The following is a 25,823-nucleotide window of genomic DNA, read 5'->3' as shown; positions in this document are numbered from 1 at the left end:
TGTCCTCCCTATTTCAGCACTTGGCGTGCAATGACCATACGCTGGATTTCAGATGTTCCTTCCCCGATTTCAAGCAGCTTGGCATCTCTTAAATAACGTTCCACCTCATATTCACGCATGTAGCCGTAGCCGCCGTGTATTTGAATGGCCTGATTCGCTGTCCGGAACGCTGTTTCAGACGCGTACAGCTTCGCCATTGCCGCTTCTTTCGTAAAGGGTCTGCCGTTATCTTTCAGCCAGGCAGCTTTATGTACCATCGTCCGTGCCAGTTCCACTTCAAGTGCCATATCAGCAAGCTTGAACTGGATCGCCTGGAAGTTTGAGATGGACTGACCGAACTGCTTCCGTTCCTTCGCATAGTTCACGGCTTTTTCCAGTGCGCCCTGAGCGATACCTACTGCCAGTGCGCCGATGGAAATACGGCCGCCGTCAAGCGTCTTCAGGAACTGCTTGAATCCTCCTTCCGGGTCACCGAGCAGGTTCTCGGTCGGCACTGTGACGTCCTCGTAGACGATTTCACATGTGTTGGAGCCGCGCACACCCATCTTGTCGTACGGCGACGTGATTTTAAGACCCTGTGCTGTCGTCGGCACGAGCACTGCTGAGATGATATTCCTGCCGTCTGCACGCTTGCCTGTCACTGCAGTCGTCGTGATGACGTTCGCATACTGGGCGTTCGTGATCCAGCACTTCTCACCATTGATGACGAAATTGCCGTCCACTTCTTTTGCTGTCGTCCGTGTACCACCGGCATCACTTCCGGCGTTCGGTTCTGTCAGCCCGAATGATCCGAAGGCCTTCCCTTCGATGATCGGCACGAGAAACTCCTGCTTCTGCGCCTCTGTTCCGAACTGGTAAATCGGTGTAGCCCCGAGACTGACATTGGCAGCATAGCTGAGCCCCGTACCGCCGCACACACGACCGATCTCCTCGACAGCAAGACAGTAGCTGAGCGTGCCGCCGTCAGAACCGCCGTATTCCTCAGAAAACGGAATGCCGAACAGGCCCAGTTCCCCCATCTGTCTGAAGATATCGACGTCCATCGTTGCTGTCTCATCGATTGCTATGGCGCGTGGACGGATGACCTCCTCTGCAAAATCTCTTGTCATCTTCTTAATCATCTGCTGTTCTTCTGATAACTCGAAATTCATTACAAGCACCCCTTAAATAATTGTTATCTATTAAAAACCGACCATTCGGTCTCTAATGACTAAAGTAAAAACTTTAAGAATGACTTCTTAAAGCGTTGAACACGAAAATCTTCATTTCTTCGGCGATGTCCTCGAGCGACTTCCTGCCGTCCGGCTTATACCACGTGTACATCCAGTTGACCATGCCGAGTATTGACATCGTGATCACTGTCGGATGGATGTCCTTTGTGAAAACATCTGCCGCCTGACCCTCGATAATGATAGTCTCTATGGCAGATTTGAACTTGCGTCTCGAAGCAACGATCTCTGTCTTGTACTCATCAGCCAGATACTTGTTCTCGTCATTGAAAACAGTGATATGCGCCTTATAATGGTCATAGACAAAAATGAAATGCGTCAAAATATAATCCAGTTTCTCTGCCGGCGGAAGGTCTTTCTGCTCCAGTTCATCTACCAGGCGATTGACATGATTGATGAAGCTTTCATGAATGCGGTACAGCAGTTCATCTTTTGACTTGAAATGATGATAAAAGCCGCCTTTCGACGAGCCGCTGTGAATGACGATACTGTTGACCGTCGTATTTTTGAAGCCGTTCTCCTCAAACAATATCAATGCAGACTGAATCAATCTGCTCTGTAAATCTTCATGCACGTGCAACACCTCATCATGTTTATAAATTTACTATATCAAAGAATTTAGAAAATTCAAATAAAAATTGAATAGTGATTCATTTTTTGTAATCGGTTTCAATATAAAAAAGAATCATCAGCTGATGATTCTCCTTTCATTATAACTTTATGATTTTGTCTTGTTCAATACGAATTTTCTTTTCTTTATATAACTTTCCTAAAGCTCGCTTAAAGCTCGCTTTGCTCATCTTGAACACTTCACGAATGGCTTCCGGGTCAGATTTATCTGAGAACGGCAGTTCACCGCTGTATTCATCCAGCATGCTTAAGATCATCTCACTGTCATCATCCATCCGGACATGGGCAAGCGGCAGGAACGATCCGTTCAGTTCGCCGTTCTCCTTATGACCGATGATGCGTACAGCGACTTTCTCGCCGAGCCGCGGCTCTTCTTTCCGTTCTGACTCATGGACAAAGATCTTATAGCCCTCTTTTGACAGCAGGAATGTGCCGATGCGCAGGAGACGATAAGGATAGGCCTCAATCGTCGTGTGCAGCACGCTTTCCTCTGCCGGTGTGTAGAGACTTGTGACAACCGTCTCACTCGCCAGACGGGCATAAATCTGGTCATTTTTATCGACGCGCAGCGTACAGAACAGCTCATCGCCGTTCTCCGGCCAGACATCCTTCACTTTCGGCAGGTCCTCCCACGGGATGATGATCTCCCTCGGCAGGCCAATATCGACCGTAACACCGTCCCGGTCTTTCTTGATGACTTTCACCCAGTCATATTTATTCGTCGAGATGACCGGCATGTTCTGCGTCCCAAACAGTTCTCCTGTACGGCCGGGATAGACGAAGAAGCTGTAGTCCTCACCGATCTCCAGCTCATCCCCTTCCTCAATCTCAGAGGCATTCAACTTCACACTTTCATTATTCGGTCCAGCAAGCTTGTAAGTCGAACCTTCAAGACCAATGACCTTCAAAAAGTCAATGCTGCCTGACAGGCGTTTTTCATTGTTTTCCATACGTACTCCTTTAGTTCTTTTTCTCATATTATAACACCTCATAATAATTAAAGTATAAGCGTATGATGAAATATGTTATAATTTTGAGCGGAAAACAAATATTAAGGAGAATGTTATGTTACAAGTATCTAATGTCAGTCTTCGTTTCGGCGACCGCAAATTATTTGAAGACGTTAATATTAAATTCACGCCCGGCAACTGCTACGGCCTGATCGGTGCCAATGGTGCCGGGAAATCAACTTTCCTGAAAATCCTCTCCGGCGAACTGGATTCACAGACAGGTCACGTCTCGCTTGGCAAAGATGAACGTTTATCAGTTTTAAAACAGGACCACTTCGCCTATGAAGATGAGCGTGTACTGGATGTTGTGCTTCGCGGTAACGAACGCCTCTGGTCCGTCATGAATGAGAAGAATGAGATCTACATGAAGCCTGACTTCAACGATGAGGACGGCATGCGTGCCGCTGAACTTGAAGGTGAGTTCGGTGAGATGGGCGGCTGGACTGCTGAAAGCGATGCGCAAGTGTTATTGTCAGGACTCGGTATTAAAGATGAGTTCCATGACAAAACGATGTCCGAGCTAGAAAACAACCAGAAGATCAAAGTGCTGCTTGCGCAGGCATTGTTCGGTGAGCCGGATGTCCTGCTGCTTGACGAGCCGACAAACGGTCTTGATATCCCGGCCATCAGCTGGCTTGAGGACTTCCTGATCAACTTCGACAACACAGTCATCGTCGTGTCCCATGACCGTCACTTCCTGAACAACGTCTGTACGCATATCGCTGACCTTGACTACGGTAAGATTAAAGTCTATGTCGGCAACTATGATTTCTGGTATCAGTCAAGCCAGCTCGCACAGCAGATGCTGCAGGATTCAAACAAGAAGAAGGAAGAGAAAATCAAGGAGCTGCAGGACTTCGTTGCCCGCTTCAGTGCGAACGCATCGAAATCCAAGCAGGCGACAAGCCGTAAGAAGATGCTCGAGAAGATCGAGCTGGATGACATCCAGCCGTCATCGCGTAAGTATCCATTCGTCAACTTCAAGCCGGAACGTGAGATCGGCAATGAACTGCTGCAGGTTCAGGGGCTGTCTAAATCTATCGACGGTGTGAAAGTCCTCGATAACTTGTCATTCACGATGAACCCGAACGACAAAGCAGTTCTTGTCGGTGATTCAGAGATCGCGAAATCCACACTCCTTAAAATCCTTGCAGGTGAAATGGAGCCGGATGAAGGAAGCTATAAATGGGGCGTCACGACGTCCCAGTCTTACCTGCCGAAAGATAATTCAGAGTTCTTTGACGAGAAGAACATCGACCTTGTAGAATGGCTGCGTCAGTACGCACCACCTGAGGAACAGACAGAGACGTTCCTGCGTGGATTCCTCGGCCGTATGCTGTTCTCCGGTGAAGAAGTCCGCAAGAAAGCGAAAGTATTGTCCGGGGGAGAAAAGGTCCGCTGTATGCTGAGCAAGATGATGCTGTCATCTGCCAATGTGCTGCTGCTTGATGAACCGACGAACCATCTGGACTTAGAGAGCATCACTGCTGTCAATGACGGCTTGAAGGCATTCAAAGGTTCTATCATCTTCACTTCTTATGACTTTGAATTCATCAATACAATCGCCAACCGTGTCATCGATCTGAATGTAACGGGTGGACTCTCTAAAGAAATCTCATATGAAGAGTACTTGAAAGAGCAGGGCGTACTGAAATAATCATAAAGGTCGTGCCGCATCATGCGGCACGACCTTTTTCAGCTGACAATAAGCCAGCCGAGCAGTGAGCCGATGAGGACGATCACCAGGAGAATTCCGGTGCTTTTCGTATCCAGCAGATTCCCTGCCCCGTTGTTCAGTGGGTCCGTTAAAGGATTCGTTTTTGACTCTTTATAACTGAGCCGCTCTTTGTCATCGATAGTGCTCTTCATTTTTACCCCTCTTTTCAGAATTATTTATCGCAGTAATGCAACAAATTTTCAAACAATTATAAATACACTATACAAATTAATTCGCTTTATGTATAATAAAACCAACAATTGAATAGTTAGAGATGAGGCGCATCAATCATAAGTAAGTAAAGTTCGTATCTGCAAATGCTTTACTGAAAGGGTGAGATGCCGAAATCGGAGTCGCTGTTGCAGCAGTGCCCCGGTTGGATTCACAGGTTAAGAGCTAGGAATCTGTCATTATTTGATAATAATGGAGTGCATCACTTGTAAATAGATAAACAAGTCCGCACGCGGACTTGTTTTTTTGTTTATAGATGCCATAGGAGGCAGACTTGTGGTTACAAAGAGAAGCGTATTGAAGTTCGGCGGTACATCTGTCGCTGACTTTGAGAAGATCAAGAATATCGGGAATTATTTGAAAGACCGCGTCAACAATGATGAACAGCTGGTTGTTGTCGTCTCCGCCATGGGCAAGACGACGGACGTGCTCCTTGAGAATGTCGGCATGTTATCGGCTAAGCCGAATGAGGAGAATCTGGCTCTGCTGCTTACGACGGGTGAACAGCAGACCATCTCCTATCTCGCCATTGTGCTCCATGAACTGGGTGTCAGCGTCAAGGCGCTGACCGGATTCCAGGCAGGTATCAAGACAATGGGCCATCATATGAAAAGCAAAATCCAGGATATCGAAGCGGAAGTACTCAACAGAAACTTCGAGTCACACGATGTACTAGTCGTAGCCGGCTTCCAGGGCATCAATGAGCGCGGAGAGATTACGACGCTCGGCCGCGGCGGCAGTGACACAACAGCGGTGGCCATCGCGTCAGCGCTTGCAGCACCGTGTGAGATCTATACAGATGTCGCCGGCGTCTACAGCACAGACCCGCGGCTGTATCCGGCAGCGAAGCGGCTTGACGTTGTGAGCTTCGAAGAAATGATGGAGATGAGCGCGCTCGGTGCCGGCGTGCTGGAGACGAGAAGCGTTGAAATCGCGAAAAACTATAACATCCCGATTTATCTCGGTAAAACATTATCAGATGAGAAAGGAACATGGATCATGCCGAAAGAAAATATACTCGAGAAGAAAGCAGTGACCGGGGTCGCCCTCGACAAAGATATGAACTACGTGACCCTCAGCTATCCGATGTATGACAGAAACTTGCTGGAGGAGCTGTTTATACGGCTTGAGCAGGGAGAGATCAATGTTGATATGATTTCACAGATCGTCAACAGCGACGGCCTGCAGCTGTCGTTCACAATGAAAGATACAGATGTCAATCAGATCAATGAGATTTTCAGCGGACTGATCGGCCGGTTCCCTTCCCTCGTCTATAACGTTGAGGAAAACTACGTCAAAGTGTCAGTGATCGGTTCCGGCATGAGAGATATGTCCGGCGTCGCATCTAAAGTATTTATGACGCTGCTCAACCACAATATCAACTTTTATCAGGTCACGACGTCGGAAATCAGCATTTCCTATGTCGTCAACCATGAAAACGGCCAGCTTGCAGTAGAGCAGCTGTGCCAAGCATTTGAACTTTAGGAGGCAATCACATGTATAGATTAGCAGTAGTCGGAGCGACAGGGCTTGTCGGCTCTAAAATGCTCGAAGTATTAGACAGAAAAAACATTCCTTTCAGTGAACTGACATTATTCTCCTCAAAAAAGTCAGCCGGCACTGAAGTCGTCTTCAAAGGACAGACTTATATTGTCCGGGAACTGACAGCAGCAGCAGCGGCTGAACCGTTTGATTATATCTTGATGAGCGCAGGCGGCGGGACATCGCTGAAATTCTCACCCCTATTCGAACAGAGCGGCGCGACAGTGATTGACAATTCAAGTGCCTTCAGAATGGAGGAAGATATTGACCTCATTGTCCCTGAGGTGAACCGCCCTCAATCCAGCCGTACAATCATCGCCAACCCTAACTGCTCAACGATCCAGTCCGTCGTCCCGCTGAAACCGCTGGCCGACCGCTTCGGACTTGAGCGTGTCAGCTATACGACTTATCAGGCGGTATCGGGGTCAGGCATTGCAGGCAGGAACGATCTGGCAAACGGAGAGAAAGGGATCGCACCGACCAACTACCCTCACCCTATCTACAACAATGCGCTGCCTCATATTGATGTCTTCCAGGACGACGGCTACACTAAGGAAGAACAGAAGATGGTCGATGAGACGAAGAAGATTCTGCAGCTGCCTGAACTGAAAGTTACAGCGACTTGTGTCCGGGTTCCTGTCCAGGACAGCCACAGCGTCGCTATCAACGTCACGTTAAGCACGCCGGCGACTGTTGAAGAGATCAGAGACGTACTTGCTGCGGCACCAGGTGTTGTCGTTGTCGATGACGTCAAAAATAATGCATATCCGATGGCCATCCATTCCACAGACCGCGATGAAGTGTTCGTCGGCCGCATCCGCAGCGACGAGTCACTGCCGAACACCTTCCATATTTGGTGTACAGCTGATAATTTACTGAAAGGTGCAGCGCTGAACGCTGTACAGATTCTCGAGCAGCTTCATACGATAAGGAGTGAATCTCATGTCTAAACTGTTTCATGGTACAGCGGTTGCTATCACGACCCCGTTCAAAGAAGGTGTCGTAGATTATGATACATTCGAACGCCATATTGAGTTTCTGCTCACTAACGATATTAAAGCGCTGTTTGTCAACGGCACGACGGGTGAAGGCTCCACATTGACGAAAGAAGAACAAATCAGACTTGTCGAGACAGCGGTGAAAGTCACTGCCGGCCGTGTACCGGTCTATGTCGGCTCAGGCACCAATGATACTCAGGCGTCCATCCAGCAGTCATTAAATGTGAAAGCAGCGGGCGCAGACGGGATCATGCTCATCACCCCTTACTACAATAAAACCAATCAGCGCGGATTAATCGCTCATTTCACAGCTATCGCTGATGCGGTCGAACTGCCGGTGATTCTTTACAATGTACCGTCGCGCACGAACGTGACGATTGAGCCTGAGACAGTGAAGGAACTGGCTGCTCACCCGCATATCGCCGCGTTAAAAGATGCGACAGGCGATATGCAGTACTTTGAAGCAGTGAAAAGTCTTGTTCCTGACGATTTCGCTCTATACAGCGGCAACGATGACTCCTTCATCGAATTCCTGGATCACGGCGGCGACGGCATTATATCTGTAGCTGCCAATGCGGTACCGAAAGAGTTTCAAACGATCTACGAAGTGTATCAGCAGGATCCCTCTCAAGCAGGCGATATGTATGCAGGCGTCAGCCCGTTGATTGAAGCGCTGAATATCGATATCAATCCGATGCCGATTAAAGCGCTCGTCACTTACTTAGGCTTTGCAGACGGCAGTCTTAGATTACCGCTTGTCGCCCTGCCGCCGCATGAAACTAAAGCTGTTATCCATATGTATCAGCAGCTGAAGGACGGGATACTATGAGAATTCTGCTCGCCGGCTACGGCGCCATGAACGTACGCGTCGCCAAACTTGCTGAAGAACGTGGTCATGTCATCACCGGTATTATTGTCAACCGCCAGAACGATTACCCCTACCCCGCCTATTCAATGGAGAGTGACTGGCCGGATGCGGATGTCATCATTGACTTCTCCCATCCTGAACTGTCACTGGCTTTGATCAGCAAGGCGCAGCTGCCTATTGTGATGGCGACAACCGGTCAAAAGGAAAATATCATCCAGGCACTGCACGACCGGTCAGCAGAACTCCCTGTTTTCTTCAGTGCGAATATGAGCTACGGCGTCCATATTTTGACTGAAATCATCAAGTACAGTGTCCCGCTGCTCCAGAACTTTGATATAGAGCTGACTGAGAAGCACCACCGCAGAAAAGTCGATGCGCCGAGCGGTACACTGGTCAAACTCTATGATGCGATTAAAGAGCAGCGCGCGCAGTCGACACCTGTGTACGACCGCACAAATATCCACTCAGCCCGCACGGCCGAAGAAGTCGGCATCAACGTCGTCCGCGGCGGTACAATTGTCGGCGAACATGAGGTGCTGTTCGCCGGTCATGATGAAACGATACAGATTATTCACCGCGCCCAGAGCAAAGATATATTTGCCAACGGCAGCATCGATGTGGCAGAACAGTTGATCAATAGACCACCCGGATATTATACATTCGATACTTTATAAAACGAAAAGAGGACTTATTCATGAAAGAATTTACAGCACAGGAAATCATCCAGTATATCAGCGACGCTAAAAAGCAGACCCCTGTCAAAGTTTATGTGAACGGCAACTTCGAAGCAGTGACATTCCCTGAAAGCTTCAAAGTGTTCGGCTCTGATGCATCAAAAACAATCTTTGCGGACTACAGCGACTGGGCAGCATTCTATGAAGCCAATCAGTCAGCAGTCACTGAATTCGAAGTGGAATATGACCGTAGAAACTCAGCCATTCCGCTGATCGACCAGACAACAATCAATGCACGCATTGAACCCGGTGCATTCATCCGTGAACATGCAGTGATCGGTGACAATGCCGTGATTATGATGGGTGCAACCATCAATATCGGCGCTGTTGTCGGTGAAGGAACGATGATTGACATGAACGCGACGCTCGGCGGCCGTGCGACAACCGGCAGAAATGTCCATGTCGGTGCAGGAGCCGTGCTTGCGGGCGTCATAGAGCCGCCAAGTGCGCAGCCTGTCATCATTGAAGATGACGTCCTGATCGGAGCAAACGCCGTCGTTCTGGAAGGCGTCCGTGTCGGCAAAGGTGCTGTCGTTGCAGCTGGTGCCATCGTGACTGAAGATGTGGCTCCAGGAACAGTAGTCGCCGGCACACCTGCCAGAGTGATCAAGCAGGTCAGTGAAGTAGAAGGCTCTAAAATTGAAATTGTCCAGGCATTAAGAAACTTAAAATAAATCATCCTGAATGAGGCTGTGACATATCTTGATAGGCGCCTGTGACACGTGCAGGCGCTATAGATGTCCCAACCTCTTTCTTATTAGGAGAATGATAATGGAACTGCAATTTTTGACTGAAACAAGACGCCATCTCCATCAGCATCCTGAGCTGAGCATGGAAGAGTTCAACACAACCGCATTCATTAAAAGCAGGCTTGACGCCCTGCACATCAGTTATGAGTGCCCGCTTCCGACAGGAGTCATCGCAAAGATTGAAGGCAGCGGCTCTACTGCTGTCGGCTTCAGAGCTGATATTGATGCCCTCCCTATTCTTGAGGAGAATACGTGCGACTATAAATCGACAGTAGACCACGTGATGCATGCCTGTGGTCATGACGGCCATACAGCGATGCTGCTCGGTTTTGCGGGACGCGTTAAACAGCTGGCAGACAGCGGCCGTTTAAATACGACGGTCTACTTCATCTTCCAGCCTTCTGAAGAGACGATGGCAGGAGCCAATCAGCTGATTAGTGCCTATGACTTCGGACCGCTGGCAGGTATTTACGGTCTGCACATGATGCCGGACAATGAGGAAGGCACGATTTTATCGAAACCAGGACCGCTGACCGCGAGTGCGACAGAATACCGCTTCTTTATCAGCGGGACATCCGCCCACGTCGCCAACAAAGAACAGGGTCAGTCCGCCGGCGAAGCACTGGCATTCATACTGAATCAGTTGAGCCAGCTGCAGCACTATCACCTGCCGGGCTTAAGGCAGAATATCGTTCACATCGGAAAGTTCAGTGCCGGCGAAGCAATCAATACCGTGCCGTCAACCGGTTATCTTGAAGGCACGATCCGCACGTTCGATATGGCGAATCTCGCAGTCGTCAAGGAGCAGATGGCACGCATACGTACAGCTTGTGAGACATTGACCGGTGTATCAGTTGAACTGAAGTTTGCTGAAGGTTATCCACCGACGATCAATGATGAAGCAGCCTATCAGCTGATGCAGCAGGCTGCCGGAGCGACAGACCTGACGTGGATCGAGAAAGACGATCCTTACTTATTCGGTGAAGATTTTGCCTTCTACAGCGGTGCTGCACCGACTGCGTTCGCCTTTCTCGGCTGCAGAAATGAGGCGAAAGGTTTTGTGACAGGACTGCACACAGCGACATTTAACTTTGACGAAGCAATACTGCTGAAAGGCATTGACCTGTTTGAAGCGATTCTTCAACAGCACGAGGTGCAGTCATGACGGCGCGGTGGACACTCTATGCTCAAGCCTTCAAAGATAATGTGGCACATGTCATCCAGAACAAGCCGGTCATGGCGGTGATGAAGAACGATGCCTATCACTTCGGTCTTGATTTTGCGGTCACTGCCTTTTTGGAATGCGGCATTACTGCCTTCAGCACGACCGTGCTCCGGGAAGCTGTCAGAATACGTGAACTGGCACCGGATGCGCTCATCTTTCTGATGAATCCGAGTACAGAGTTTCAAGTGCTGCGGGATCATCACATTCAAATGACACTGCCGTCCGCTGCGTTTTATCGTCAGTATCAGCAGCAGCTCGCCGGCATCCATGTCCATCTGGAATATGAAAACCTGCTGCACCGTTCAGGGTTCAAGACATTTGACGATATGATAGACGTGATTGAAGAGAATAACAATGTTCCAGCAGAGGAGCAGATGATGATAACCGGCCTCTGGACGCATTTCGGCTATGCAGATGAATTTGATGTGGATGACTATCATACAGAGAAAGAAGCGTGGCTGACAGGCCTTGCCATGATCAGCAAATATCATCGCTTTACATACATCCATGCACAGAACAGTGCAAGCTTCGTCCGTGACGGCCTGCTGCAGGATCACAGTCATGCACGACTCGGCATTATTCTGTACGGGTCAAGACCATATGCTTCATTACCGGAAGCAATCACACGGCAGGCACTGACAGTCAGTGCCAATGTCATTCAAGTACGCACGATAGAAGCTGGTGAGTCAGCTGGCTACAGCTTCGCTTATACGACTGAGCAGAAGACCCGTCTTGCTGTTGTCGATATCGGTTACGGAGACGGTATTCTCAGAACACGCAGCAAGCACGACTGTATGATCAACGGCAGGCGTCACCCTATTCGTGCACTGATGATGAGCCATATGTTTGTGGAAGTTGATGATACTGTCACAGCAGGAGATGATGTCACCCTCTATAGCAATGACATAAGAATCGACACGTTCACTTTTAAAGGCGTCGGTGCCAATTCAGAGCAGCTGAGCGCCCTTAATCATGATTCATTACAAAAGGAGATTATTCAATGACATTACAATATATTCATAATGAACTAACCCTGCATGGTCATCGTCTCAGCGACATCGCACGCACATCCGGCACGCCTCTCTTCGTCTATGATGAGACAATGATCCGGAATCAGTGCCGACGTTTTCATCGTGCCTTACAGGAATCAGAGCTCAACTATACAATATCCTATGCCTCCAAGGCGTTTTCTTCTGTCCAGCTCTTCAACTTGATGGCAGAGGAAAATACGGGACTTGACGTCGTCAGTGAAGGCGAGCTGTTTACAGCGCTGCAGTCCACTGTCGCTGAAAACCGCATTCATTTTCACGGCAACAACAAAACGGACCGCGAGATTAAATATGCCGTTGAATCCGGTGTTGACTACTTTGTGATTGACAGCCTGGATGAAATCGATCGTCTTGATGCACTCGCCGACCGGACGGTCAAGGCAGTGCTCAGAATCAATCCCGGCGTAGAAGCCCATACGCATGAATTCATCCAGACCGGTCAGGAGAACAGCAAGTTCGGTCTCAGTGTCAAAAAAGGACTGGCACTTGAAGGCATCAAAAAAATCCAGCAGGCAGCGCACATTGATTTTATGGGCGTGCATTTTCATATCGGTTCGCAGATCTTTGAATCGACTGGCACCATCGCAACGATTGATCTAGTGATTGACTGGCTAGCTGACAATGACATCGCCATCAGTGTGCTGAATATCGGCGGCGGCTTCAGCATTAAATATACTGATGACGACGTCAGCTACCCTATCGAAGACGGTATCAAGGCTATTACAGATGCACTGAAAAAAGCCTGCGAGCGTAACCACTACTCAGTGCCGGAAATCTCTCTTGAGCCCGGCCGCTCGATTGTCGGCGAAGCAGGCATTACACTGTACGAAGTCGGTACAGTGAAAGATATACCCGACGTGAACTACTATGTGTCGATTGACGGTGGCATGAGCGACCACATTCGTACAGCGTTATACGATGCCCAGTATGAACTGAAACTTGTCAATCGCGAGGAACCTCACGATAAGCTTATGACGGTTGCCGGCAAATTATGTGAGTCAGGAGATATTATACGCCGTGACATCAAGCTCCCGGCAAGCATACGGACAGGCGATTATCTGGCGGTACTCTCGACCGGAGCCTACCACTACAGCATGAGCTCCAATTATAATCAGATGCTGAAACCTGCCGTTGTCTTCGTCACAGCAGCAGGTGCCAGAGAAGTCATCCGCCGCCAGTCACTTGAGCAGCTCATACAAAACGATGTGGTTCATTAATGATTGGTTTTCCCCTGACGATTAATATCGTCAGGTTTTTTTATTTTTCAGTGTAATACACTTTAGTCCTATCCTTTTTCTTATTGTATTTTTATTTTTTAATTATAATATAAGTTTACATAACATTATTATATTTTTATTAATTGAAAAAATTTTTAGATTATTCAGCGCAGAAAATAAGACACCCTAACATAAAAGTTAGGGTGTCTTATTAACGTTTCTATATAATTTTAGATTATAATTTGACAACGTTAGCAGCTTGTGGTCCGCGATCGCCTTCAACGACTTCGAATTCCACTGCTTGACCTTCTTCTAAAGATTTGTAACCTTCTTGGTTGATTGCTGAGAAATGTACGAATACGTCATTTTCTCCTTCGATTTCGATGAAACCGAAACCTTTTTCTGCGTTAAACCATTTAACTGTACCTTGTTTCATGTTTGAAACCTCCAAGACTAAAAATTCAATATGCAATTATTCACATATTACAAAACAAACGGCCGCGGCTATTCACTTTGTAATATGGAATAACGCTTATTGCTTGCTTTAATTATAAAATAAGGTGTATCAATAATCAACACAATTTTGTGTTAATTTAGACATTTACAATGTTTACCACCTTGTAAAACTTGCTCGCCTTCCAGTGCGATCAAACTGTAGTATATCTGCAGATCTTCATCACATTCCTCGCAGAACTCCAGCTCACAGTTTCTGTAGAATGCATGAATATTATATTTACCGATGATTTCGTTCGGAAACTTTTGTCGCATGGCTTCAAGCTGCTGTTCATAGCCTGCTGCCAGTTCTTCTGCTGTCTGGAATGTCTGAGTCATGATTACTTTTTCCGGCCAGTCCTCAAACAGCCACCAGCCTTCATAATCTGCTCTTATTACTTTGAGTTGAAACATGTAACTTCCCTTCTTTCCAATCCAGTCTATATTATGTAAGCAAAAAAATCAGATTTCAAGTAATTCACCTGATAATGCAATTTATTAGGAATTTCAGGCGAAAATCCATATAATTATTTGTGAGAGGTGAAACGCATGATAACAGAGCATATTAAAGTTTATGGACGTGTGCAGGGTGTCGGTTTTCGCAATGCGACTGCCAAGCTTGCTGCGAAATATGATATTACTGGAACTGTACAGAATGTAGAAGATTTTGTCGAAGTATTTGTTTCAGGGAAATCTGATGAGGTGAAAGCTTTCGCTGCGAAAGTCATCACTGGACCGGCATCATTTTCAAGAGTCAGATCTTATGAAATATTTGAGATTCCTTACCGTGAATATGATAGTTTTAAGCAGATTTAACCTCAGTTTTATTATAAAAAGGAAATGATGACGTATGAAGTATAGTGTCTCGCATTTTATCGGCGCCATATTTGCTGTACCCGTCGCTTTAATCGTCGGATTCATCAGCATCAATTTTTTTGTCGTTGACCAGTGGCTGGACTGGCTGCTTATGATCGGCAGCTATTTCGGTGCCTATATTCCGATTCAACTGACCACTTCCAATCAGTATTTGAATGAAGTGGGTTTATCGAGACGAGAATATAAATATGTGAGAAAGCATTTGAATGAGGCGAAACCTAAAATCAAAGTGCTCCTCAGCCAGTACACAAAAATCCGCAGTTACAGCGACTTTAAAAATATTAATGAAATCAACCGTATTGCCCGTGCCATCTATAAGACTGTCCAGAAAAACCCGAAAAAGTTTTTCAAAGTCGACAGCTTCTTTTTCTCCCATCTTGATAACACGGTGAACTTGATCAACCAGTATGTCTATCTTGTCCGTATGCCGCATAAAAATCATGAGGAGATCAATCAATTGAATGCAGCAAAGATCACACTTGAAGAATTAAAGCGTACGCTGCACGCAGATTTGAGGGCATTAAACGCTGAGGATTATCAGCAGATGTCTGTTGAAGTGGACCTCGCTAAAATCAATCAGCTGCCAGCGCTCGACCATACAGAGCAGGTCGAAGTCCCTGTATTAAAATCACAACAGAAAGAAAGGATTGAACGTTAATGCCAAAAGATGAGCTACTAGACGATTTGACCGCAAACCCGTTTGCTGCTGACCTGCAGCCTGAAATACAGCCCATTCCGGTCGTCAGACAGGACATAACCGCACAGCCGGCACAACTGTCTCCTGAGAAACGGGAAAAGATCAACAAAATTAAAGCGCAGATTAAGCCGCTCGACAATGAGAACTTATTAATGTATGGTGCGAATGCCCAGATGAAGCTGTCCCAGTTTTCACATCAAATACTGGATGAAGTACAGCGTAAGGACATCGGTCCGATCGGTGATAACCTGGACAATCTGATGAAAAAGCTGAAGGAAATTGATCCTGATGAATTAAATGAGCAGGAAAAATCAAGATTCAAGCGCCTGTTCAAGAAAGTGTCTTCAAGCATTAACGAACTGCTGTCAAGATATCAATCCGTGTCCGGACAAATCGACCGTATTTCGGTTGAACTGTCCCACTCAAAAGATGTGCTGATGAAAGACGTCGCTTTACTGGACCGGCTGTACGAGGAAAACCGTGCTTACTTTGAAGCGCTGGATATGTTTATTCTGGCCGCAGAAGAAAAGCGCGATGAACTAAATGCCGACCTGCCACTGCTGCAGCAGAAAGCAGCAGCATCAAATGACCAGCTGATGGTCCAGGAAGTCAACGATATGCGCCACTATATCAACCGGCTCGACAAACGGGTCTATGACTTGAAGCTGTCAAGGCAGATCACTCTGCAGTCAGCGCCGCAGATCCGGATGATTCAGGACGTCAACCAGACGCTTGCTGAGAAGATTCAGAGCTCTATTCTGACGAGCATCCCACTCTGGAAAAACCAGATGGCCATCGCGCTGTCATTGTTACATCAGCAGAAAGCTTCAAAAGCACAGCAGCAGGTCACTAACACCACGAATGAACTGCTCCTGAAAAACTCTGAAATGCTCAAAACGAATACGATTCTGACTGCACAGGAAAATGAGCGCGGCATCGTAGAAATTGAAACATTGAAGACCACGCAGAGCAATATCGTGGAAACAATCCGTGAGACATTATCGATTCAGCAGGAAGGCGCAACAAGACGCCGTGCCGCTGAAGCAGAGCTTTCCAAGATGGAAAATGACCTTAAAAACCAGCTGCTGCAGCTGCGCAACGAAAAAAGCCAATCGAACTATTAGTTCGATTGGTTTTTATTATGTGTACTGAATTTTTTCCTGACGTGCGCCTAATAGATAGCCGACGATGTATCCAATAATTGCAAACAGCAGCCATTCCAGTGACTGGCCTTTTAATGGCAGGCTGTCCATGAATGATAAGTGCAGCATGCCATATGCGTGCATGACAGACAGTATAGACACGATTGTGACGAGTCCTAATGCCAGCTGCTGTGCGAGCGGCGGTGTCGGGATAAACTTTGCAAGAAGCATGACGAGAACTAACGTCATAGCAATCGGATAAAGCACGAGCAATACCGGTACAGATTTAGAGATCACTGCTGATAAACCTTGGTTAGCCAGCAGGAAGCTGAACAATGTAAAGACGATAACATATACTTTATAAGAGATTTTAGGGAAAATCTCATAGAAATATTCACTCACCGCTACAATCAGTCCGACAGAAGTCGTCAGACATGCAAGTGTGACAATGACGCCGATCAGCAGCTTACCGAATCCGCCGAACGTTTCGTTAGCTACATGCGTTAAAATATACGTTCCCATGTCAAGATGGTTCTTTTCAATGCTAGCTGCTGTCGCTGCAGACAAGCTGTAGTGGTTACCGATCCAGCCGAGTGTCAAATAGATGAAGCCGAGTGCTGCTGCTGCGATAACGCCTGCCAGCACCGTCTGCTTGAACAAACCGGTTTCTTTCGTGATGCCTTTAGCTTTGATGGCATTCAGTACGATCACTGAGAAAGCGATGGCTGCAATCGCATCCATTGTTAAATACCCTTCAGTGAATCCTTTGAAGAAGCTGCCGACTCCTGAAGAATAAACTGTTGTATCAGTAGGTGTCGCTGGCTTGTTGAATAAAATATAAATTCCTCTAATCACAAGTAAGACAATCGATACTAGTAAGACAGGTGTCAAAAATGAACCTACTCTATCAACCATTTTTGATGGATTGATTGCCAGCCATAAAGAAACAGCGAAATAAATCAATGTAAAGATGAATAGTGATAAGACAGAAGGTGAACCGAGAAACGGAACGACAGCCATCTCATAAGAAGTTGCTCCTGTACGAGGAATCGCAAACAGCGGTCCGATCGTCAAATAGATTGCCACTAGAAAGATAGTTCCGAATACCGGATTGATTTTTCTGAGTGCTTCTTTATAGCCCCCTTCGTCAAGCGATCCTACAATGATGCCTAACAGCGGCAGCCCTACCCCTGTCACAATAAAACCTAAAATTGCCGGCCAGAAATACGCGCCGCTAGTATGACCTAATTTCGGCGGGAAGATTAAGTTACCTGCGCCGAAGAAAATGGCAAATAACATAAACCCCACTACCCATGTACTTTTTTTCATAACATTCCTCCTAAAAATAAAGTCAAAAAAATTATATCACTTTAAAGGGCTGAAGTCCACAGAATTCTGAATATTTAAATTTTATTTAAACATTCTTTATCACCGCAATGACTGCAGCAGTAATTTTTTTAGCAGGGGCGATATGATGAACGGCAGCTTCTCGACGCCTTCTACAAAGACACAGTAATCATTATAAATATTTTTGATTGTCGCTTCAGTCTGCGGGTCTATCGGTGACTGGCTCAAAAATATATTGATGACAAATACGCCTTGACGCCGCAGGTTCATCACTGCTTCATGCGTATCGATGATACCGTTTGATTCATAGCTGAACGCAGACGGTTCGCCGTCTGAAAAGACAATGAGGAACTTCTGCTGTTCACTGCGCCGTCTGATCATCTCACCTGCAACGCGTATCGCCAAGCCATCCCGGTTATCATCCTGGGCTTTAATCGAGGCAATTCCGGTGCCGCCCGCCGGTGACAATGATTCCTGGTAGTTGACCAGATAATCGAATATATTCCGCTGGGCATGCTGGTCTGAGCTGAATGTATCTTCGTTGAACGCCATCACTTCGTGGCGGATCAGCAGCTTCTTCAATGTCTCGTGGAAGAGGACGATTCCTTTTTTTGTCTCTTCAATCTTATCCTCCATACTATAGGACGCATCGACGAGCAGTGTGAACGTCGCATCCAGCTCTTTCGACTGCTGATCCTTCTTATAGAATAACCGTTTCTGCTCGTCAAGGAACCAGTTCGTCAGCTTTTTGTCGAGCAGCCCTTTCGCAAGACGGGTCCGTGTGTTCTCACTGCGGTGTGCAATCGTCTTCTGAATGATTGAAGTAAGCTTGCGTACTTCCGGCAGCACTTCCTTTTGAAGCAGTGAATAGTTCACCTGCGTGTCAGGCGTGATGACCGGCGTCCGCCATTCAATGATAACATTGCTGTTCTCCTCGCCGACTTCCTCAGAGATATCGACACCATCCCCGTCTTTTTGAGCCGTGCTTTTCCCTCGGCCTGCCATGATTTCAGTCACTTCGTCTGAATCACTGCCTGCTCTGCCGCCTGCCGCTTCAATGCGGCTGTTCCTGCCCTCTGCAATTTCCGTCTGCATATAGCTGCCGGACTCACTGTCTGAGGACTGACTATTCGCCAGTACTTCTTCTGTTTCAACGTGCCCTGATTCTCCGGCGCTCTCATCTAGTTCGACGGCTTTGATCTCTTTGAACCGCTTAATATCTTCCAGCAGTTTGACCGGTAAATAATAATAGTCATTCAGCATATCACGTGTCAGCAGGTCATCAATGACATACATCATTCCGATGGCAATGTCCGCGCTATCTGCTGTCGTCAAAGTATCAAATGCCCGGCTCAGCAGCTCGCGCAGTCTGGCATCGACTATGCCGCTATAAGATGTCTCAAGATCAAGAACATTATCGGTCAGCAGCGCTTCTTCCAGCTGAAGGAACAGCAGGTCCGTCGGCATCTTCTTCGTCCGGTACACAGTCAGCTGACTGGCATTATCCTGACGTTTCAATGTCCGCCGCGTCTTGAAGAACTTACGGGCAGCGGGTCTCACTCTGACGATAAGACGCGTCAGCCGCTGCTCTTCCAGCATGACAAATAGCTGCATGAAAAACTTCCGGTGACGCACTTCTGTCTCCAGCATGTCATGGATGGCGTCCTGGTCCTGCATGGAGTATCCCAGACCATACAGCAGGCAGTCACTCTTCAAGGCATACAGCTCTGACCCGCGATGACGCCATTTAAAGCTCACATTCAGCTCTTTCTCAAGCGGGTCAAAGTAACCGAACTTCTGATAGCCTACTTTCACTTCATTATCTTCCATGATGAGCTGGGCAAGATCGGTCAGCATCATCAGCTGGGTCGGGTCGATTTTTTCATCGTTGAATAGTATGAACTTGTCTGCCATTAAAACGTCAGTTCCATCGCATTCATAATGGCCTGCTGTTCCCGTTCATCCTCCAGCTTGTCAACGATGGCACGCTTGATGGCACGTTCAACCGGCATGATGGTCGTCAGGTCACACAGGTCAAGCAGCGCCCGGATGGAGCTTGCTTCTTCACTGATCTGCCCCTGCTCTGCCATCACCACTAAATCTTGATTGAACTGAATCAGCTGGTCGATAAGTGTGATATCCGCAAGCTTCGTCTGCTCCTGGATGACCTGCTTCAGTATATCACCTGAAATGTAGTTCATATCAATGACAACGAATCTGTTTTTCAGCGCTTCATTCATCGGTAATGTACCGACATAGCCGACATTGATCGCTGCAATGACAGCGAAGTCATCATGTGCGGTTACCACTTCTCCGGTGAATGGATTGGTGAGGGTTCTTCTGAAATCGAGCACACCGTTCAATATCGGCAGCGTCTCAGGTTTCGCCATATTAATCTCATCAATATACAGCAGATGTCCTTCTTTCATCGCCTGAATGACGGGGCCTTCGACAAAAGTAATCTGCGTTTCTCCGTCTATCACTTCAATCGTCTTAAACCCGAGCAGGCTCTCAGCGTCAAGATCCACAGAACAGTTGATGCTGTTCATCTCACGGCCCAGCTTGAGCCGCAGTGTTTCCGCGAGTTTCGTCTTGCCGGAACCCGTCGGTCCTTTTAAGAGGATGTTCTTCTGCAGCTGCAGCATATTCACCGCATCGTCTAAAATCGTTGTATCATCATTCTGATATAAGTTCATTGCCTTCTCCTTCAATAATAAAAAGGGCTTCCGCCCTTATATTTCTTCAAAATATTCTTTATAATAGCCGCCGACTTTGCCGCTGTTATCTCTTATATGATAATATTCTTCCGTTTCATTGACAACATCATAGGTCTGACCGATCGTCAGCATATCGCTCACTTTGTATTTCTTGGCGTTTGTCTGGACGACTGTCACTTGTTTGATCGGCTCTTTAGTCAGCCATTCCTCGTGTAACATGTTATACCTCCTTCTCATTTGCTGCCCGCTCATCATCAAGTAATACGGCACACTTACAGTGATTCTGCATGTCCGTCGATTCCAGGCGAATCTGTTGCTATACCAAATAATATACCACTTAAGTCATTGAAATAAAGAGATTTAAAATAATTGTCGTCCACGATGCCTGAATTCGGCACATTTGCCGACTCGAGTACGGTTAATACTTGCTTCAGAGTGTCTTCGTCTGCCGCTCTGAATGCTGCATGATGCACCCCGCTCTGTCCTGTTAAACCTGACGACTGTAATATATGTACTTCACCGCCGTTGCCTCCTTCAGCCATGCTGAACGCCTGGACAAGCTGTGCTGATGATTGATGCTTATACTCAGTCGTGCGGTCCATGCCGAGCAGCTGCTTTAACACTGACGCAGTCGGCAGTGTATGCTCGACTCTCAGCAGCACGGGACCGAGTCCGACTATCTGATGGATGGAATCGACCGGTGAATCAATATGAGGCGTCCCATATGGAATGCCTATGTTGTTCTCGTCGGACACTAAATAGACGAGGCGGTCATCCATGTCGTAGAACGGCAGCGCGTGTCGACCGTTCAACTGGATCACACCGTCATACTTGATGCTGTGCTCATCAAAGCGCAGTTTGAAGTAATACAGGCTTCTGTCCGTCGGCACTCTTAACGAATAGGCATAAATACCGTTCGTCCCCTCTCTGTAGTCCTGTTCCTCAGCACTGATAAAATTCAGCAGTGTACCCGGACTCCCTTTGGCGTCACCGAAGGAAAGGCGGTGAGACGTTGTATTGTTAAAATTGATTGGCTTCTTCACAAGCGTCATGCCGAGTATCCCATGATAAAAATCATGACAGCGCTCTATATCAGCCGTTTCAACAGTCACATGATGAATACCAGATAAATTCATAAATTACTCTCCTTAAACAAGATGAACTCTTACTCTATTATTCTAAAGTTTTAGCCCGATGAATACAAGCGGTGTTCAGTCGTCTCGTCAATCTTTCGCTGTCAAACCGCAAGACGCCCCGGCTGTCATGGCAGCCGGGGCGTCTTCATTATCATAGCTTAGCTTTCAAGCAGTAAATCTTCAGGATTTTCAATCAGTTCTTTCACTGTTTTCAGGAATCCTACTGCTTCTTTGCCGTCAATGATTCTGTGGTCATAGCTTAAGGCGATATACATCATCGGACGGTTTTCCATGCGCTCTTTGTCGATAGCGACGGGACGTGTGACAATTGAGTGCATGCCGAGGATTGCAGCCTGAGTACCATTGATGATCGGTGTCGACATCAATGAACCGAACACACCGCCATTGGTGATTGTGAATGAACCACCCATCATATCATCAAGTCCGAGCTTTTTGTCACGTGCCTTAACTGCAAGGTCGTAAATGCTGCCTTCGATTTCTGCAAAGTTCTTCTTGTCACAGTCACGGACAACCGGTACGACTAATCCTTCTTCAGTGGAGACGGCAACTCCGATGTCATAGAACTGTTTCAGCACTAAGTCATCGCCGTCAATCTCAGCGTTAACCGCAGGATATTTTTTAAGGGCAGCAACGACGGCTTTCGTAAAGAATGACATGAAGCCGAGGCGTGTTCCATTATGATCTTCCTGGAACTTGTCTTTTTTACGTTTACGAAGTTCCATGACATTAGTCATATCCACTTCGTTGAATGTCGTCAGCATTGCTGTATTTTGAGATACTTCCAGTAATTTATTAGCAATTGTTTTACGGCGGCGTGACATTTTCTCACGGATGACCGGTTTATTAGGATTTTCTTTCGGTGCAGCTGGTGCAGCCGCTTTCGGCGCTTCCTGCTTCGTGCTGTTTTCAACATCATGGCTGCGGATTAAGCCGCGCGGGTCTTTAGCGTTGATATCGCTTAAGCTGATACCTTTTTCGCGTGCTAATTTACGAGCTGAAGGGGTCGCTACGATCCGCTCAGTTTTTGTCTCTTCAACTGCCTGTTCAATAGTCGGCGTTTTTCCGGTGTCAGCTGCCGCTGGTGCCTCCGCCTGAGGAGCGGGTGCTGCACCCGTACCGCTTTCATCGACGACAGCGATGACTGCACCTACTTCTACGGTATCGCCTTCTGCTGCTTTCAGTTCAGTGATGACACCTGCTTCTTCTGAAATCACTTCAACGTTGACTTTGTCTGTTTCAAGCTCAACGATATTTTCACCTTTTTCAACGCGGTCGCCCACTTGTTTGAACCATGTTGAGATTGTACCTTCCGTAATTGATTCTGCTAATTCTGGAACTCTGATTTCTGCCACTGTAATTTCCCCCTTAAATAGTTAACGCGTTCTGAATAATTTGAGACTGCACCAGCTTATGAATTTCATTATCGCCTTCTGACGGGCTTGAACGCTCGATTCTGCCGTAGTAGTTGACAGCGATATTACCTGCTAGTGCTTCCAGCTGCGGATAAATGTAATTCCATGAGCCCTGGTTTTTAGGTTCTTCCTGAACGAAGCCGATCTCCTTGATGCCTTTAAGCTCACTGATCACTGCTTTGATTTCTTCAGCAGGCAGCGGGTACAGCTGTTCAAGTCTGACTAGCAGAATCTCCTCGTTCGGTGATTTCTGCAGCTCAGTGTACAGGTCAATGGCCACTTTACCGCTCGCGATCAGTAATTTCTTCACTTTTGTCTTTTTGAAGTCATCAACAATGATCGGTCTGAATGAACCTGTTGTGAATGCGTCTACTTTGTCAGAGACAACGTTATTGCGCAGCAGGCTCTTCGGTGTCATGACGACTAATGGTCTCATCTTATCGGTGTTCAAGTAATGTGCCTGTCTGCGCAGTAAGTGGAAGTAGTTTGCAGTGCTTGTAACGTTTGCAACTGTCCAGTTGTTTTCTGCACCAAGCTGCAAGTAACGTTCCAGACGGGCTGATGAATGCTCTGGTCCTTGACCTTCGTAGGCATGCGGCAGGAGCAATGTCAGACCTGTCGTTTCGCCCCATTTCGCGTTCGCGCTGGAAATAAAGTTATCAAACATCATCTGTGACATGTTTGAGAAGTCGCCGTACTGTGCCTCCCAGACCGTCATCGCATCTTTGTTCTCCACGTTATAGCCGTATTCAAAGCCGACAACTGCCGCCTCTGACAATGGTGAGTTATGAATATCAAAAGATGCCTGGCTGTCAGTGATATGCTGAAGCGGTGTATATTTAGCACCTGTGTTCTCATCACTTAATACTGCATGGCGCTGGGCAAATGTTCCCCGCTCAGAATCCTGACCCGTCAGACGGACTGGATGGCCGTCTTCAATGATTGTGCCGAATGCAAGCAGTTCTGCATGGCCCCAGTCAATCAATCCGTCTTTAGTGAACGGCTCATGGCGTCTGTCAAGTATTTTTGAAAGCTTGCCGAACAGTGTAAAGCCTTCCGGATAAGTCAGCATCTCGTCGTTCAGTTTTGTCAGTCTGTCTTTAGCGACACCTGTTTCAACGGTTTCCTGACCAGCGCTGACCCCTTCTGGCATCGCCATCTTTGCATCAAGCACTTTTTCGTTCTTATCGATGGCATTATGCGCAGAGCGGATCGCTTCTTCTGCCTGACGGAAGATCTCATTCATTTCATCTTCAGTGATCGTTCCTTCAGCAACGAGTTCCTTGCCGTATTTAATCTCGATGCTCGGATGGCCTTTCACTTCTTTGTAGAGCATCGGATTAGTCACTGACGGCTCATCCATCTCGTTATGGCCGTAACGTCTGTAGCCGACTAAGTCAATCACAAAATCTTTATTGAACTGCTGGCGGAACTGCATCGCAAGAATGACGGAATCGATACATGCCTCTACATCATCTGCATTGACATGGACGATCGGGATATCATAGCCTTTTGCTACATCTGTCGCATAAACCGTGGAGCGGGAGTCGTAGCTTTCAGTTGTAAAGCCGACACGATTGTTTGTGATGATATGAAGAGAGCCGCCTGTAGAATAGCCTTTCAGGTTGCTTAAATTCATACTTTCGAAGTTAATACCCTGACCCGGGAATGCCGCGTCACCATGAATGAGGATGGCCAGCGCTTTATTGAAGTCGACTTCAGGCTGTGCCACACCCGCAGTCACTTCCTGGTCCGCACGTGTTTTACCTAAGACGACCGGTGCGACGATTTCCAGGTGACTCGGGTTGTTGGCCAGTGCAATCAACTGCTCAGAACCATAGCGGCTTGTCTTTTTAACACCGCCTAAGTGATACTTCACATCTCCGGTCCAGCCTTTTGTCACCGTCAGACTGCCGTCTTCCGGCAGAAACTTCATCGGGTCTGTATGCATGAATTCTGACAGCATCATTTCATAAGGCTTCTCAAGAACATGAGTCAGTACATTCAGACGGCCGCGGTGTGCCATACCGATCTGGATGTTCGGAATGCTGCTGTCGCTCGCAATCGCCAGTACTTTTTGCAGCATCGGTACTAATGCATCGACTCCTTCAATGGAAAAGCGCTTAGCGCCGACAAAATTTTTGTGGATGTATTTTTCAAATCCTTCAACTTGAGCAAGACTTGTCAGCAGAGTGATTTTCTCTTCTCTGCTATAGGATTTTCTGCTGTTCGACTCGATTGTCTTTTTCAGCCAGTCGCGTTCTTCCGTGTTGTTGATATGGCTTACTTCATAAGCGATTGTCCCTTGATAAATCTCTGCCAGCTGAGTGACTGCTTCATAGGCATTGGCAGCATGTCCTTCAAAATGTGCAGAGACAAGTTTGGCCGGAAGCTTTTCAAGGTCTTCTTTAGTCAAGTCAAAATCTTCTATAGTTAATTTTGGCAGATTTTCACGTCTAGGTTTATACAATGGATAAATATCAGCTGTTAAATGCCCATACTGTCTGATATTATCAGTTAATCTCATCACTGATTTGACTTTCTCGGAATCGATGCCGCTGACAGAGCCGGTGCTCCGGCCTGTTGAAATCGTCGAAAATAATTCCTGTAGTTCCCCTGTTACAGATGAAGGATTCTGTTGATACAGATCAAACATCTCTAAAAGATAACCTAAATTCGCGCCGAACCGTGCAGGCGCTTCTTCGAGGTTTTTCCCTTTCATTGTAGTTCCACCCTCCGAAAATTAATATAAAACGTTTCCATAACCTATTTTAGCACTCTAAA

Annotated in this window: 25 protein-coding genes and 1 riboswitch; of the genes, 12 read left to right on the top strand and 13 right to left on the bottom strand. The window is 47.1% G+C overall.

Going from position 1 to position 25,823, the window contains the following annotated elements; genetic code table 11:
* Positions 1-8: 8 nt before the first annotated feature.
* From ERX35_RS04510 to ERX35_RS04500, 3 genes are all read right to left on the bottom strand, one after another.
* Positions 9-1,151: an acyl-CoA dehydrogenase family protein gene (locus tag ERX35_RS04510; RefSeq protein WP_149458723.1), complete on the bottom strand. Its 1,143-nt coding sequence runs from the start codon at positions 1,149-1,151 to the stop codon at positions 9-11.
* Between the two features lie 73 nt (positions 1,152-1,224).
* A complete protein-coding gene (locus ERX35_RS04505) occupies positions 1,225-1,803 on the bottom strand; it encodes a TetR/AcrR family transcriptional regulator (RefSeq protein ID WP_170234535.1) in 579 nt (192 codons plus the stop codon).
* A gap of 136 nt (positions 1,804-1,939) precedes the next feature.
* Entirely contained in the window at positions 1,940-2,809 is an 870-nt protein-coding gene (locus tag ERX35_RS04500; RefSeq protein WP_149458721.1) for a CvfB family protein, read from the bottom strand.
* A gap of 115 nt (positions 2,810-2,924) precedes the next feature.
* On the opposite strand from ERX35_RS04500, the gene ERX35_RS04495 reads away from it, so the two are divergent.
* Positions 2,925-4,526, top strand: coding sequence for an ABC-F family ATP-binding cassette domain-containing protein (locus ERX35_RS04495; protein ID WP_149458720.1), 1,602 nt, complete (start codon positions 2,925-2,927; stop codon positions 4,524-4,526).
* A 38-nt stretch (positions 4,527-4,564) separates the two neighbouring features.
* Here ERX35_RS04495 and ERX35_RS11400 read toward each other — a convergent pair whose 3' ends face one another.
* Entirely contained in the window at positions 4,565-4,738 is a 174-nt protein-coding gene (locus ERX35_RS11400) for a hypothetical protein (protein ID WP_170234534.1), read from the bottom strand.
* A gap of 114 nt (positions 4,739-4,852) precedes the next feature.
* A riboswitch (Lysine riboswitch) is annotated at positions 4,853-5,028 on the top strand.
* A gap of 65 nt (positions 5,029-5,093) precedes the next feature.
* Between ERX35_RS11400 and ERX35_RS04490 the strand changes: the two genes are divergently transcribed.
* The 8 genes from ERX35_RS04490 to lysA all read left to right on the top strand — a co-directional run bounded on the left by ERX35_RS04490 (position 5,094) and on the right by lysA (position 13,199).
* Positions 5,094-6,302, top strand: a complete 1,209-nt coding sequence (locus tag ERX35_RS04490; protein WP_149458719.1) for an aspartate kinase — start codon at positions 5,094-5,096, stop codon at positions 6,300-6,302.
* Positions 6,303-6,313: 11 nt separating this feature from the next.
* Entirely contained in the window at positions 6,314-7,309 is a 996-nt protein-coding gene (locus ERX35_RS04485; RefSeq protein WP_149458718.1) for an aspartate-semialdehyde dehydrogenase, read from the top strand.
* The gene (dapA, locus tag ERX35_RS04480) at positions 7,302-8,186 is read left to right on the top strand and encodes a 4-hydroxy-tetrahydrodipicolinate synthase (protein WP_149458717.1); all 885 of its coding nucleotides are present in this window, start codon (positions 7,302-7,304) and stop codon (positions 8,184-8,186) included. Before ERX35_RS04485 ends, dapA begins: the two co-directional genes overlap by 8 nt.
* A complete protein-coding gene (gene dapB / locus ERX35_RS04475) occupies positions 8,183-8,899 on the top strand; it encodes a 4-hydroxy-tetrahydrodipicolinate reductase (protein ID WP_149458716.1) in 717 nt (238 codons plus the stop codon). Before dapA ends, dapB begins: the two co-directional genes overlap by 4 nt.
* Positions 8,900-8,919: 20 nt before the next feature.
* Entirely contained in the window at positions 8,920-9,633 is a 714-nt protein-coding gene (dapD, locus tag ERX35_RS04470) for a 2,3,4,5-tetrahydropyridine-2,6-dicarboxylate N-acetyltransferase (RefSeq protein WP_149458715.1), read from the top strand.
* A gap of 91 nt (positions 9,634-9,724) precedes the next feature.
* Positions 9,725-10,873, top strand: coding sequence for a M20 metallopeptidase family protein (locus ERX35_RS04465; RefSeq protein WP_425463249.1), 1,149 nt, complete (start codon positions 9,725-9,727; stop codon positions 10,871-10,873).
* Positions 10,870-11,937 carry an alanine racemase gene (locus tag ERX35_RS04460; RefSeq protein ID WP_149458713.1) on the top strand — a complete coding sequence of 356 codons (1,068 nt, stop codon included), beginning with the start codon at positions 10,870-10,872 and terminating at the stop codon, positions 11,935-11,937. The genes ERX35_RS04465 and ERX35_RS04460 overlap by 4 nt, the downstream gene beginning before the upstream one ends.
* Positions 11,934-13,199, top strand: a complete 1,266-nt coding sequence (gene lysA / locus ERX35_RS04455; protein WP_149458712.1) for a diaminopimelate decarboxylase — start codon at positions 11,934-11,936, stop codon at positions 13,197-13,199. The genes ERX35_RS04460 and lysA overlap by 4 nt, the downstream gene beginning before the upstream one ends.
* 235 nt (positions 13,200-13,434) lie before the next feature.
* Here lysA and cspA read toward each other — a convergent pair whose 3' ends face one another.
* Entirely contained in the window at positions 13,435-13,635 is a 201-nt protein-coding gene (gene cspA / locus ERX35_RS04450; protein ID WP_016912585.1) for a cold shock protein CspA, read from the bottom strand.
* 152 nt (positions 13,636-13,787) lie between these two features.
* Complete coding sequence (locus ERX35_RS04445; protein WP_149458711.1) at positions 13,788-14,105, bottom strand: DUF1033 family protein; 318 nt, start codon at positions 14,103-14,105, stop codon at positions 13,788-13,790.
* Between the two features lie 135 nt (positions 14,106-14,240).
* On the opposite strand from ERX35_RS04445, the gene ERX35_RS04440 reads away from it, so the two are divergent.
* Genes ERX35_RS04440 through ERX35_RS04430 form a run of 3 tightly spaced genes read left to right on the top strand, consistent with a single transcriptional unit; the run spans position 14,241 to position 16,388 of the window.
* Complete coding sequence (locus ERX35_RS04440; RefSeq protein ID WP_149458710.1) at positions 14,241-14,507, top strand: acylphosphatase; 267 nt, start codon at positions 14,241-14,243, stop codon at positions 14,505-14,507.
* A gap of 34 nt (positions 14,508-14,541) precedes the next feature.
* The gene (locus ERX35_RS04435; protein WP_149458709.1) at positions 14,542-15,225 is read left to right on the top strand and encodes a 5-bromo-4-chloroindolyl phosphate hydrolysis family protein; all 684 of its coding nucleotides are present in this window, start codon (positions 14,542-14,544) and stop codon (positions 15,223-15,225) included.
* Complete coding sequence (locus ERX35_RS04430) at positions 15,225-16,388, top strand: toxic anion resistance protein (protein ID WP_149458708.1); 1,164 nt, start codon at positions 15,225-15,227, stop codon at positions 16,386-16,388. Before ERX35_RS04435 ends, ERX35_RS04430 begins: the two co-directional genes overlap by 1 nt.
* Before the next feature lie 15 nt (positions 16,389-16,403).
* Here ERX35_RS04430 and brnQ read toward each other — a convergent pair whose 3' ends face one another.
* From brnQ to ERX35_RS04395, 7 genes are all read right to left on the bottom strand, one after another.
* Positions 16,404-17,735, bottom strand: a complete 1,332-nt coding sequence (gene brnQ / locus ERX35_RS04425) for a branched-chain amino acid transport system II carrier protein (RefSeq protein WP_149458707.1) — start codon at positions 17,733-17,735, stop codon at positions 16,404-16,406.
* Positions 17,736-17,834: 99 nt separating this feature from the next.
* Complete coding sequence (locus tag ERX35_RS04420) at positions 17,835-19,667, bottom strand: vWA domain-containing protein (RefSeq protein WP_149458706.1); 1,833 nt, start codon at positions 19,665-19,667, stop codon at positions 17,835-17,837.
* Positions 19,667-20,449 carry an ATP-binding protein gene (locus ERX35_RS04415; RefSeq protein WP_149458705.1) on the bottom strand — a complete coding sequence of 261 codons (783 nt, stop codon included), beginning with the start codon at positions 20,447-20,449 and terminating at the stop codon, positions 19,667-19,669. Before ERX35_RS04415 ends, ERX35_RS04420 begins: the two co-directional genes overlap by 1 nt.
* Before the next feature lie 36 nt (positions 20,450-20,485).
* On the bottom strand, positions 20,486-20,689 hold the full coding sequence (locus ERX35_RS04410) for a DUF6501 family protein (RefSeq protein ID WP_149458704.1): 204 nt from the start codon (positions 20,687-20,689) through the stop codon (positions 20,486-20,488).
* 53 nt (positions 20,690-20,742) lie between these two features.
* Entirely contained in the window at positions 20,743-21,606 is an 864-nt protein-coding gene (locus ERX35_RS04405) for a VOC family protein (RefSeq protein ID WP_149458703.1), read from the bottom strand.
* A gap of 158 nt (positions 21,607-21,764) precedes the next feature.
* Positions 21,765-22,979: a 2-oxoglutarate dehydrogenase complex dihydrolipoyllysine-residue succinyltransferase gene (odhB, locus tag ERX35_RS04400; protein ID WP_149458702.1), complete on the bottom strand. Its 1,215-nt coding sequence runs from the start codon at positions 22,977-22,979 to the stop codon at positions 21,765-21,767.
* A gap of 13 nt (positions 22,980-22,992) precedes the next feature.
* Positions 22,993-25,761 (bottom strand): 2-oxoglutarate dehydrogenase E1 component, encoded by a 2,769-nt coding sequence (locus tag ERX35_RS04395; protein ID WP_149458701.1) that lies wholly within the window; start codon positions 25,759-25,761, stop codon positions 22,993-22,995.
* Between the last annotated feature and the right edge of the window lie 62 nt (positions 25,762-25,823).

It is taken from the genome of Macrococcus equipercicus, from assembly GCF_004359525.2.
GTDB lineage: Bacteria > Bacillota > Bacilli > Staphylococcales > Staphylococcaceae > Macrococcus > Macrococcus equipercicus.
The sequence above is the reverse complement of the archived record's forward strand: the minus strand, read 5'-3'. Positions and strand labels throughout refer to the sequence as shown.